This is a genomic window from Pseudomonadota bacterium, assembly GCA_039024915.1.
Classification (GTDB): Bacteria; Pseudomonadota; Alphaproteobacteria; order Rhizobiales; family MH13; genus MH13.
Window position 1 is genome coordinate 200231 of sequence record JBCCPK010000006.1, and the last position, 12329, is coordinate 212559.

General features: G+C 59.0%; 9 protein-coding genes. All 9 read right to left on the minus strand.

Features of this window, described 5'->3' with window-relative positions:
* Window positions 1-72: 72 nt before the first annotated feature.
* The 9 genes from AAF739_13385 to proS all read right to left on the minus strand — a co-directional run bounded on the left by AAF739_13385 (window position 73) and on the right by proS (window position 12124).
* Window positions 73-879, minus strand: coding sequence for an isoprenyl transferase (locus AAF739_13385; GenBank protein MEM6383663.1), 807 nt, complete (start codon window positions 877-879; stop codon window positions 73-75).
* Between the two features lie 106 nt (window positions 880-985).
* The gene (frr, locus tag AAF739_13390; GenBank protein ID MEM6383664.1) at window positions 986-1537 is read right to left on the minus strand and encodes a ribosome recycling factor; all 552 of its coding nucleotides are present in this window, start codon (window positions 1535-1537) and stop codon (window positions 986-988) included.
* Window positions 1538-1623: 86 nt separating this feature from the next.
* The gene (gene pyrH, locus AAF739_13395; GenBank protein ID MEM6383665.1) at window positions 1624-2337 is read right to left on the minus strand and encodes a UMP kinase; all 714 of its coding nucleotides are present in this window, start codon (window positions 2335-2337) and stop codon (window positions 1624-1626) included.
* 139 nt (window positions 2338-2476) lie between these two features.
* Window positions 2477-3403: a translation elongation factor Ts gene (gene tsf / locus AAF739_13400; GenBank protein ID MEM6383666.1), complete on the minus strand. Its 927-nt coding sequence runs from the start codon at window positions 3401-3403 to the stop codon at window positions 2477-2479.
* Window positions 3404-3597: 194 nt separating this feature from the next.
* Window positions 3598-4473 carry a 30S ribosomal protein S2 gene (gene rpsB, locus AAF739_13405; protein MEM6383667.1) on the minus strand — a complete coding sequence of 292 codons (876 nt, stop codon included), beginning with the start codon at window positions 4471-4473 and terminating at the stop codon, window positions 3598-3600.
* Window positions 4474-4792: 319 nt separating this feature from the next.
* Window positions 4793-8329, minus strand: a complete 3537-nt coding sequence (gene dnaE, locus AAF739_13410; protein ID MEM6383668.1) for a DNA polymerase III subunit alpha — start codon at window positions 8327-8329, stop codon at window positions 4793-4795.
* A gap of 287 nt (window positions 8330-8616) precedes the next feature.
* A complete protein-coding gene (locus AAF739_13415; protein ID MEM6383669.1) occupies window positions 8617-9327 on the minus strand; it encodes an ABC transporter ATP-binding protein in 711 nt (236 codons plus the stop codon).
* Window positions 9320-10594 carry a lipoprotein-releasing ABC transporter permease subunit gene (locus AAF739_13420; protein MEM6383670.1) on the minus strand — a complete coding sequence of 425 codons (1275 nt, stop codon included), beginning with the start codon at window positions 10592-10594 and terminating at the stop codon, window positions 9320-9322. The genes AAF739_13415 and AAF739_13420 overlap by 8 nt, the downstream gene beginning before the upstream one ends.
* Before the next feature lie 207 nt (window positions 10595-10801).
* Window positions 10802-12124: a proline--tRNA ligase gene (gene proS, locus AAF739_13425; protein ID MEM6383671.1), complete on the minus strand. Its 1323-nt coding sequence runs from the start codon at window positions 12122-12124 to the stop codon at window positions 10802-10804.
* Between the last annotated feature and the right edge of the window lie 205 nt (window positions 12125-12329).

The window sequence follows — 12329 nt, forward strand, 5'->3', positions numbered from 1 at the left end:
CGCTGGAATAGAAGGAATTGGCTGCTTTGGCGAGTCAGCCAGCAGGCCTAAGCGCCCACGCTCTCGCAGAAGCTAAGCCCCGGCTACCTTACGCAAAGGCAAATCGACCGAAACCTCCTCGGGCCGCCCACCAAACCGACGCGCTCGACTGGCGTAGTCTGCAAGCGCCTGCTCAAGGGCCGTCTCGTCAAAATCCGGCCAGAGACAGGGGGTGAATACCAGCTCGGAGTAAGCGCCCTGCCAAAGCAAAAAATTCGAAAGGCGCATTTCACCGCTCGTGCGAATGATCAGATCTGGGTCCGGTATGCCGCCTGTATCAAGCGAGCCTGCAAACTGTTGTTCGCATATGTCTTCGGGCCGCAACTCCCCGCGTGCGACTTGTTCCGCCATCCGCCGAGCGGCCCTAACAATTTCGTCGCGCCCGCCGTAGTTGAAAGCGATATAGAGGTTTTGCGCGGTCTGGTCCTGCGTTTCCCGTTCCGCCCGTTCGAGCAAAGCCAGAATATCTGGCTGCAGGGATTGGCGTTCACCGAGGATCCGCACCCGGACGCCATTCGATTTGAGTTCTGCCAGATCGCGTTCGATAAACACCCGCAACAACCGCATCAAATCGCGAACTTCGCCCGCGGGGCGCTTCCAATTCTCCGATGAGAACGCAAACAGCGTCAGGTGATCAATCCCGCGGTCCTTGAACGCGCGTACAATCCGCCGCAGGGCCTCGACGCCTTTCCGGTGCCCTTCTGCACGCGGCAAGCCCCGCGCCGCCGCCCAGCGACCGTTTCCATCCATGATGATGCCGATGTGGCAAGGCAATCGTGAACAGCCACTGCTGTTCAGAAGGCGCGCCTTTTCAACGGGCAAAACGATCGGCTTGTTCATTGTGCGGGGAACCGTCATTTGCGCCCAGAGCCGGGCCGTTTGGAGAGAGTTAGCAGCGAAGGGTGTCCAAAGCGTTAGGACTGTTGGGCGGCGATAACGACCAAATTTAGACCTGCATAATCTCCGATTCTTTCGCGCTGGTCATGGTGTCGACCTCACCAACATATTTGTCGGTTAATTTCTGAATCCGATCAGACATGTTGCGCTGCTCGTCTTCAGACAAATCATCGCTTTTCTTCACCTGATCAAGGCCGTCACGCCGAACATGCCGGATCGCAACGCGAGCCTGTTCGGCATATTTTTGTGCGACTTTCGCCAGTTCGGTCCGCCGCTCTTCGTTCAGCTCAGGGATCGGCAACCGGATGTTTTGGCCATCAACAACGGGGTTGAGACCGAGGCTTGATTGGCGGATCGCCTTTTCAACAGCGATAAGCGTGCCCTTGTCCCAGACCTGGATCGAAATCAGCCGCGGCTCCGGCACAGAAATGGTTGCCAGCTGTGGAAGCGGCATTTGGCTGCCGTAGGCATCGACCACCAAAGGCTCGACAAGGCTCGCAGACGCCCGACCTGTTCGCAGCCCACCAAATTCGTTTTTCAGGCTGGTCAAAGCCCCCGTCATGCGGCGCTCGAGGTCGCCAAGATCAATTGTATCGCTCATCGCGTCACCTCATTCATCTATGTTGTGGTCCGCAGCAACGCCGTAAAGCTACCCGGGACCGTGCCCGCCATTGGGTGACGCCACGCTCAGGGCGAGATACGCGTTCCGACATCGTTGCCGGTTACGACCTTGGGTAGGGCGCCTGGATCGTGAATCGAAAACACGATTATCGGCAGAGCATTGTCGCGCGCAAGGGCGAAAGCAGCGGTATCCATAACGGCAAGTCCACGTTCGATCGCCTCGTCGAAGGTCAGCTGCTTATAGCGTTTCGCGTGAGGGTCCACCTTCGGATCGGAGGTATAGACACCGTCGACCTGTGTCGCCTTGAGGAGTGCATCGGCACCGATTTCCACACCACGCAGCGCTGCGCCGGTATCGGTGGTGAAAAAAGGACTGCCGGTACCGCCAGCAAGAACCACAATCTGGCCGTCATCCAATGCTGCAAGTACAGCTCGCTGGGAGAACGTCTCACACATCGTCGGTGCGGGAAAACCGCAGAAAAGCTCACTGCTGGCACCAGCCTCCCTTATCGCTTCGCGAAGCGCGATACCGTTTATGAGCGTTCCCAGCATGCCCATATGGTCGCCGGCCACACGGTCACCGCCTTGCGCAGCAAGCCGCGCACCGCGGATAACATTGCCGCCTCCCACGACAACCGCCAACTGCGCCCCGCTTTTGGCGGCAGAAACGATCTCGCGCGCGATGCGTGTCAGGACCTCAGGGTCATGGCCGGAGGGCTTGTCACCTTGGAGGGCTTCTCCCGACAGCTTGATGAGAAAACGGGGAGGCTTTTCGGGCATCTGTGAACCTGAGATAGAGCTCGCGACGACCGTTCACTCGCCGCTGTCGCGTGTCACGTACAGGAAGGGCGCCACGCTGTCACGCGGCGCCCTGCCTTTGATAATCGACCAGTTGAAAAGGTTTTCTCGTCGTTGAGAATTAGCCCTGCACAGCCGCTGCAACTTCTGCGGCAAAATCGGCCTCTTCCTTTTCGATACCTTCGCCGAGCTTGAACAAAGCGTAGGCGGTCACGGAAACCGGTGCGCCCGCTTCGGCTTCTGCATCCTTGATTGCTTGAGCAACGGTAACATCGGGGTTCATGATGAAGCTCTGGTTCAACAGAACGCTTTCCTCAAAAAATTTGCGGATACGACCCTCGACCATCTTCTCGATGATGTTGTCCGGCTTCCCCGACTCGCGCGCCTGCTCGGAGAACACGTGACGCTCGCGCTCCACCACCGCCGGATCCATGTCATCGACAGACAGGGACAGTGGGCTGGTCGCTGCAACATGCATTGCCACCTGCTTACCAATCGTCTGCAGCGCTTCGGCGCTTCCTGACGATTCGACCGCAACCAAAACACCGATTTTGCCCAGGCCGGGGGCAATCGCCGAGTGAACATAAGACGCCACGACGCCCTCGCCGACCGACAGCCGCGCTGCCCGACGAAGCGACATATTCTCACCGATCGTGGCAACCGTGTCCTTGATGGTGTCTTCGACGCTCTTGTCCGTCCCAGCAAGGTTGGCGGCCAGTATCTGGGCCACGTCGTCGGATGTGCCGAGGGCAGTCGCTGCCGTAGCGCCGACAAGCCCCTGAAACTGCTCGTTGCGCGCAACGAAATCGGTCTCCGAATTCAACTCGATCATGGCGGCCGATTTGTCACCTTCGGCAATGCCGATAAGCCCTTCAGCGGCAACACGACTGGCTTTCTTGGCGGCACGGGCCAGACCTTTGGTGCGCAAGTAGTCGATGGCCGCTTCCATATCGCCATCGGTTTCAACGAGCGCCGCCTTGCAATCCATCATGCCGGCACCGGTTGTTTCACGAAGTTGTTTGACTGCAGCTGCTGTAATAGCGGCCATGGATCATCTCCATCGTTGTCTTGGGTTTGCCCGGCCAACCTTCGCACCCAGTGTATTGAGCGCTTGGTACTATCCGCGATCGGTTGTCAGTCCGGGAGGTTCGCGACGCCTATCAAAGGGGTCTGGTTGACGGCTTATGTGCGTTCCCCGAGACGGCGTTTCAATAGAGCGCCTCGGGGATGAGCCAAGCCCTATCAGGACGGCTGTGCCTGCGCGCTCTCGTCGGCCGTGGCGTCCGCACCATCTGCGGCAGCAACCGTCTCCTCTGGAGCAGCTTCCGGCGCTTCTGGTTGCGCCTCGGGCTTCTCAACAGGTGCCCCTTCAAGCGCCGGCTCAACGGGCGCTTCGATCGCCGCGCCCAGATCTTCACCCAGACCGGTTTTGTTGCGCGAAATACCATCAAGAGCGGCACGAGACACCAAATCGCAGAACAAGGCGACAGAGCGACCAGCATCGTCGTTGCCCGGGATTGGGAACGTTATGCCGTCAGGATCGCAGTTGGTGTCGACAACCGCTACGACCGGAATGCCCAAACGGTTGGCTTCCTTGATCGCAATCGACTCCTTGTTGGTGTCGATAACGAAAATCATCGACGGCAAACCCGGCATGTTCTTGATGCCGCCGAGCGCACGCTCAAGCTTGTCGCGTTCACGGGTGCGCAGAAGCCGCTCTTTCTTGGTGAGGCCCGACTCAGGATCAACGAGCACCTCTTCGAGATTCTTCAGTCGCTTGATTGAATTGGAAATCGTGTTCCAGTTGGTGAGCATGCCGCCAAGCCAGCGAGAGTTCACAAAGTACTGGGCTGAGTTGCGTGCAGCCTCAGCAATCGGCTCGGACGCTTGTCGTTTCGTCCCGACGAACAAAATTCGGCCGCCATCGGCCAAAACGTCGGAAACGGCCTGTAGCGCGCGCTGCAGCATCGGCGCGGTTTGGCCAAGATCGATGATGTGGACGCCGTTGCGCTCGCCGAAAATGTAGGTCCCCATGCGCGGGTTCCAGCGATGCGTCTGGTGTCCAAAATGAGCGCCAGCTTCCAGTAGCTGACGCATGGTGAAGGCAGGAAGTGCCATGCGTATGTTCCTTTTCCGGTTGACCCTAGCGCACCGTTGGACGCCTGAAAGGCGACCACCGGATGGTCGATCATCTGCCGTCGACCGGTCGGTGCGTGTGGAATGCCGCGTCGCTTAGCGGCTTTTATCGTTCATGGCAAGAACAGGAACACGCGATCAGCTTTCAAACGCAGAACCAGCCTTAGCGGCAATGCAGCCGACCGTCGTCGCTCCTCAGCGCGCCGCCTACAGCGTCATGGCACATGCCAGGGCTGAACAGACGCTCGCTTTTTATGTTGAACCGCGACTTGAGCACGCAGAGGGCAAGACAGACTACCAGTTAGATCAGTTCTGCGTGCTCGATACCTTGCGCTGTAAGAGAGCGCAGCGCGCTGGCGCGAGCAGGGTCGACCTTGAAGCTACCAGGGAGCAGCATCTCAATCTCTTGTCCAGCGTCACGGTCACTGATGACCACCGAGACCTCGCCGCGAGACCCCGGCTCAAGCCGTTTGTGCAACGTCGTGATGGCCTCAACGCTGTTGACAAAAACCTGCAACCGTTGCGGGGTTGAGACCGCCAGCTCGTCCAAAAGCTCCAGCCGCGTGGCACGAAGGCGGATATCGCCATCGTTCAAACGCCCAGCAACATGCACAAAAAGATTGTTACCTTGCTTGTTCATGGTGCGGAAGCTTTCGATATCCTCTTCGTACACCGCAACTTCGAACAGGCCTGAGTGATCGGTCAACTTCAAGATGGCCATACTCCGGCCATCGCGGGTGCGTCGCTCGAAGCCATCGGCCACGGTTCCCGCCAGGCGCGCAGCGTGCAGAGCACCGCGCCGATCATCGGCTTCACCGCCAGAAGCCTCATCCCTGCCCGGCACCGCTTTACCCGCGGCCGCGCCGCGCATCATTTCGATGAACTCCTGGTGGGTCTGTACGCGCATGCGCTTGAGCAATTGCTCATAATCATCGAGTGGATGAGCCGAAAAGAAGAAGCCGAGGCTGGCGAGCTCCTTTTGCAGGCGCTCGGCCAGAGGCCATTCGTTGCACGTCAAGATCAGATCACGCGCAGGCGTCGGCGCGTCGCCAAACAGACCGCCTTGACCTTGAGCGCGGTCATCATGCTGTCGCGCCGCCTCGCCAAGGATCCTGTCGACGGACGCGGTCAACTGCGCCCGCGAAGGATGTAAGCGGTCGAACACGCCTGCTGCGATCAGATTCTCAAGCGGGCGCTTGCCAATCAGGCGCGGATTGATGCGCGCAACAAAATCCTCGATCGACGTGAACGGCCCGTGCTCTTGGCGCAAGTCAACAATATGCTGTGCGACTTGCTCGCCGACGCCCTTGATCGCCGACAGCGCATAATCAATGCCGCCGTCGCGAACATCAAAGCGTGGGCCTCCGTGGTTGATCGAAGGCGGATGCACCACGATGTCGCGAGCGATGGCATCCTGTCGGAAGTCCGCAAGCTTTTCGGTGTTGGCCATGTCGTAGGTCATGGACGCAGCGAGAAACTCGGTGGGATAGTTCGCCTTGAGATAAGCCGTCTGATAGGACACCAGCGCATAGGCTGCCGCGTGTGACTTGTTGAAGCCATAGTCCGCAAACTTCGCGACCTTCTCAAAAATGTCGCTGATCAACGCGGCATCGTGCCCTTTCTCTTCAGCGCCTTTCAGGAACCGTGCTTTTTGCTTTTGCATTTCAGCGCGGATCTTCTTGCCCATCGCGCGACGCAACATATCCGCTTCGCCAAGTGAGAAGCCCGACAGGACCCGGGCGATCTCCATCACCTGTTCCTGGTAAACAATGATTCCGTACGTTTCTTTGAGCACCGGCTCGAGGAGCGGGTGCATGTAATCGGGCTCCTCCTGGCCATGCTTGACCGCCGCAAAGCGGGGAATGTTGGCCATTGGACCGGGGCGAAACAGCGCGACGAGCGCGATGATATCTTCAAATCGGTCGGGGCGCAGGCTCAAAAGCGTGCGGCGCATACCAGCCGATTCCACCTGAAATACCCCAACGGTGTCGGCTCGCGTGTACAGATCGTAGGCCGCCGGATCATCGAGCGGCAACGTGTCGAGATTAATCTCGACATCGCGCTTCGATAACAGCGCCAACGTCTCTTGGATGATCGTCAGGGTCTTCAGCCCGAGAAAGTCGAACTTTACGAGGCCCGCGGGCTCAACCCACTTCATGGAATACTGGGTAACAGGCATCGCCGTCCCCGCTTCCCGGTACGTCGGCACCAAGTGCTCAAGCGGACGATCTGCGATCACCACCCCAGCAGCATGGGTTGATGCATGCCGGTGCAACCCCTCGAGCCGCAAAGACAGGTCAAGAAGCTTCGCGACGATCGGCTCCTCGCGCGCTTTCCGAAGGGCCTCAACTTCCGCCAGAGCGCGTTCAAGTGTGTACGGATCAGCGGGATTGGCCGGTACCAGTTTGCAAAGCCTATCGACCTGACCATAGGGCATCTCAAGCACACGCCCGACATCACGCAGCACAGCCCGGGCCTGCAGGGTTCCGAACGTGATGATCTGCGCAACCCGGTCGTGCCCATAGCGCTCCTGAACATACCCGATCACTTCGTCGCGGCGATCCTGGCAAAAATCGATGTCGAAGTCCGGCATCGAGATGCGTTCGGGATTGAGGAACCGTTCGAAGAGAAGACCAAATCGCAGCGGGTCGAGATCGGTGATCGTCAAAGCCCAAGCGACGACTGAACCGGCGCCGGACCCCCGGCCTGGCCCCACCGGGATGCCCTGACGTTTGGCCCACTGGATGAAGTCCGCAACGATCAGGAAGTAACCGGGGAACTCCATCCCCTCGATGATCGATAGCTCGATCTGAAGCCTTTCCTCGTACGTCTGCTGGCTATGGCCGGGCGCTAGTTCGTTGGTTTCGACCCGAGCCTTCAAACCCTCCGTCGCCATCTGCCGCAGTGCCTGAGCCTCCGCGGCCAACTGGAACGACGCGCCGTCGTTTGCATCGCCAGCGGTGAAACGTGGCAGAAGTGGTTCAGATGTCTTCGGCCGAGAGGCGCAACGCATTGCGATACGCGCGGTATTTTCGATAGCCTCGGGAAGGTCGGAAAACCGCTCCCGCATTTCCTCTTGCGAGGCAAAACCATGCAGCGGCGTCAGCCGCCTTCGATCATCTTCTGAAACCAGCCGCCCCTCGGCGATGGCAAGCAGTGCGTCATGGGCTTCGTAATCGTCTCGGTCAGGGAAGAAGCTCTCATTCGTTGCGACGATCGGTAGCCCGTTGTCGTATGCGATCGCCAGCATATCAGCCTCGGTCGCTGCTTCCCGCTCCATGCCATGGCGGCCAAATTCCACATAAAGGCGACCCTCAAACGGCTGCCTTAGACAGGCCAAGCGCGCCGCTGCACGGTCGCGGTCATCGTTCCATAGCGCCTCCCCGATTGGCCCGAATGCTCCGCCGGTAAGGCAGATGATGCCCGCAGTATACCCGGGCAGATCATCTAGCTGGAGACACGGCCCCCGCTCCTCAACCCGTTCATAGGCCCGTGACGCCAAGTGCATGAGGTTCTCGAAACCATCACTCGATTGCGCCAGCAAAACCAGTCCGGGTGGCGGCTCCCTCCGCTTGGTCTGGCCAATGGCAACATCCTGTGGGCCGTCGTGGCCGTCAAACGTGACGCCAATCTGCAAGCCGATAATCGGCTGGATACCAGCTGCTGCCGCCTTCTCGGAGAACTCAAGCGCACCGAAAAGATTGTTGGTGTCCGCGATTCCCAAAGCTGGCTGCCGATCAGCCTTTGCCAGAGCGATCATCTTCGCGATGGGGAGCGCACCCTCCAGTAGCGAGTAGGCGGAATGCGTGCGTAAATGGACAAAGGGAAGCTCAGACATGCAGACAGTCACACAAGCTGGTCACAACTCAACGACCCGCAGCCGTTTCATCTCCACTTTATCGTGCCGATGCCAAGCACCAACCGCACAGCACCGCTTTAATGTATGTGTCCACAGCTCAGCCAATCAGGCTGATGCAGATCATCATTGCAGCGACAACACACAGGGCACATCCGTCACGCAATACAAGCATCACAACCTCCAATAAGAACAATACAAGAACTATGTTCCTATTTTGTTCTGTCGTCAAGCCCCGTCGGAGTATCGGGCCGCGCGGGGGAAGCTGATTACGCTGGCAGCGTCACAAGATCATCGCCAGGAACGATCTGCGCATCCTTCAATGTGATGATACGGTCGGCTTTGGCGGCCAGCTGCATGTTATGCGTCGCGATTAGAGCGGCGACACCTGCTGCGCGCACAAGGGACAACAGCACCCTGAAGACATGGTCAGAGGTTGTTGGGTCAAGGTTGCCGGTTGGCTCATCGGCCAGAAGCAGATCCGGAGCGTTTGCCATCGCGCGCGCAATGGCTACGCGCTGTTGCTCACCGCCCGAAAGCTCAGCAGGGCGGTGATCGGCTCGCTGCCCAATCTGCAAATACTCAAGAAGCTCCTGCGCGCGCTCGGCAGCCTCACCTCTGTCGAGGCCCGCAATCAGTTGCGGCATCATCACGTTCTCCCGCGCGTCAAACTCGGGAAGCAGATGATGAAACTGGTAGACAAAGCCGATTTGCCTGCCCCGCATGGCACTAAGCTGGGCATCATCAAGGCCGCTGGTGCGCTGGCCCGATATGAAGACGTTACCGGTGTCGGGCCGGTCCAGCAGCCCACAAAGGTGCAGCAAGGTGGACTTACCGGCACCAGAAGGCGCAACAAGCGCCACCAGCTCGCCGGATTGCACGGTGAAGTCCACCCCTTCAAGGATCTCAAGGCGCCCCACCCCACTCTGAAATCCGCGCGACACACTCGAAAGCTGGAGCCGCGGCTCACCTTCACTCATAGCGAAGGGCCTCAACCGGATCGAGTCGCGCCGCGCGCCAGGCAGGATAAAGCGTTGCAAGCAGGGAGAGGACAAGAGCGATCAGCAGAATCGCAGTGGTCTCGACCGGATCCATATCCGCCGGCAGACGGGAGAGGTAATACAGTTCAGGCGAGAAAAGCTCCGTGCGCGTCAAACTGGAGATCAGTTGCCGGATATTCTCTGCGTTGAGGCAGATGATGGTGCCGAGCACAAAGCCGCAAACCGTGCCGACAAGGCCAATGCTGGCCCCCGTCATGACAAAGACCCGCAGGATCGCACCGCGAGACGCACCCATGGTGCGAAGAATGGCAATGTCGCGGCCCTTATCTTTGACCAGCATAATCATGCCTGAGACAACGTTGAGCGCCGCAACAAGAACGATCATCGTCAGGATCAGGAACATCACGTTGCGCTCAACCTCAAGCGCCGAGAAAAAGGTGAGATTGCGTTGGCGCCAGTCGATGGAAAAAACCGGACGATCAGCGGCATTTTCGATCTCGGCACGCAATTGCCCGATCGCGTCTGGGTCATCGACGTAAACATCGATACCCGACGCCGTCTCGCCCAAATTAAAGTATGCCTGCGCTTCAGAAAGTGGCATATAGACGAACACCAGATCGTATTCGGACATGCCGATCTCGAAGATCGCTTGCACCTGGTACGCCTTGACGCGAGGCGTGACGCCGAAGGGCGTGACCGAACCGCGTGGCGTCACGATTGTGACGCTGTCGCCGACGGTCACACCCAAGGTCGATGCGAGCCGTGAGCCGATCACAATGGTCTCTGCGGGCAAACCTTCAATGCCCCCAAAGCCGTCCAGCGTGCCCGACCTGATGGATTGAGACAGCGAAGGCAGCGCCCGAAGATCATCTTCGCTGACGCCGCGGACGATGACGCCGTTGCTGGCATTTGCACCCGACGCCAAGGCCTGACCTTCAACAAACGGCACCACAATCTGAACGCCATCAACCTCGGCCACTCGCTGCTGGACAGCGTCGAAATCATCTAGCGGACGATCGATCGCCTGCAGGACCAGATGGCCGTTGATGCCAAGGATCTTGTCGAGCAACTCCGCGCGAAAACCGTTCATCACCGCCATGACCACAATGAGCGTGGCAACGCCCAGCATGATGCCGACAAAGGAAAAGCCCGCAATGACCGATATGAAGGTCTCTTTGCGGCGCGCCCGCAGATAGCGCAGCGCGATCATTCGCTCGAACAAGCCAAAGGGTTGCGACGTGCGGATTTGGGGCTCAGCAGCACTTTGCGCGTCATAGCCAGCGGGGGAGGACGTAGTTTCAGTGGCCAAGAAGTGGCTCCATTGCCGAGCTTGTCGCGGGTTTAGAACGTAGTCTGTGCCATGATTCGGCGCTGCGATTCGAGGTCGCTAAACGCGGCAGCGTGGACGCCTATCGAAGAAAAGCTTGGCCGAATTGCGGTAGGCGCCCTGCGTCTACGGACTACGAAGTGCTGAAACCGCGTTGTCCAGTGGTACCATTTGCCGGGCACCGGTCGCGCGGTCTTTGATCTCCACCGAACCGTCAGCAAGGCTTTTGGGCCCGACGATCACTTGCTTGGGCAGCCCGATCAGGTCCATCTGCGCAAACTTCGCCCCGCCGCGTGCGTCGGTATCATCATATAGCACATCGATTCCGGCCGATGTCATCTCCCGATACAGCGTTGAACATGCGTCATCGCAGGCGTCGTCCCCCGCCCGCATGTTGATCAGCCCCACATCAAACGGCGCGATGGCTTCCGGCCAGACTATCCCCGCATCGTCGTGCGAGGCTTCGATCACCGCAGGCACCAGCCGGGTTGGGCCGATCCCGTAAGAGCCCATATGCACCGGCACGTCCTGTCCGCCCGGGCCGGTCACAACCGCCTTCATCGGCTCGGAATATTTGGTTCCAAAATAGAAGATGTGGCCAACTTCGATTCCGCGCGCCGCGATCCGACGCTCTTCGGGAACCTGCTCATGAAAAGCAGCGTCATCGTGCTTCTCTTCAGTGGCTGCGTAGCCGCTCGTAAACTGCTGCACCAAATTCGAAAGATCACCATCGAAGTTCACATCTGCCGGTGGAATGGGGAGATCAAGCAGGGCCTTGTCGCAGAAAACGGCGCTTTCGCCCGTGTCGGCCAGAATGATGAACTCGTGGCTGAGATCACCGCCAATTGGACCCGTGTCAGCAACCATGGGAATGCTCTTAAGGCCCAGACGGTCGAAGGTGCGCAGATAGGCTATAAACATCCGGTAGTATGCGGCGCGCGCAGCATCTGCGTCTAGGTCAAACGAATAGGCATCTTTCATCAGGAACTCGCGCGACCGCATTGTCCCAAAACGAGGGCGAACTTCATCGCGAAACTTCCACTGGATGTGGTAGAGATTGAGCGGTAGGTCCTTGTATGACCGCACGGCCGAGCGGAAAATTGCGGTGACCATCTCCTCGTTTGTCGGGCCATACAGCATGGGCCGATCATGACGGTCGGTGACGCGCAGCATCTCCTGGCCGTAATCGTCATAGCGGCCGGATTCCTGCCACAGGTTGGCGGGTTGCAAGGTCGGCATCAGGATTTCCTGCGCGCCAGCGCGGTCCTGTTCTTCGCGCACAACACCGCAGATCCTGTCGAGCACGCGCTTGCCGAGCGGCAGCCATGAATAAATGCCTGCTGCCTCTTGCCGGATGAGGCCTGCACGCAGCATCAACCGATGGGACACGATCTCCGCTTCGCGCGGTGTTTCTTTCAAGGTGGGCAGGAAGTAACGCGACAGGCGCATACGAAAGCCTCGCTTCAACGGGGAAGGTTTTGGCGCTGCGCGCCGATCAAGGGGCGCTTGTGACGATTTGAGCCGCGATTAGCAAGCAGGGCTTCGTCCACCGAGCATCAAATCTGACGTTGCTAACCTAGCAGTCTGGCAAGACGCGTTGGGGAACGATTGGTGTCACGCCCGTCGTGAAGCGGCGCGGAGCTGTTCGGACAGC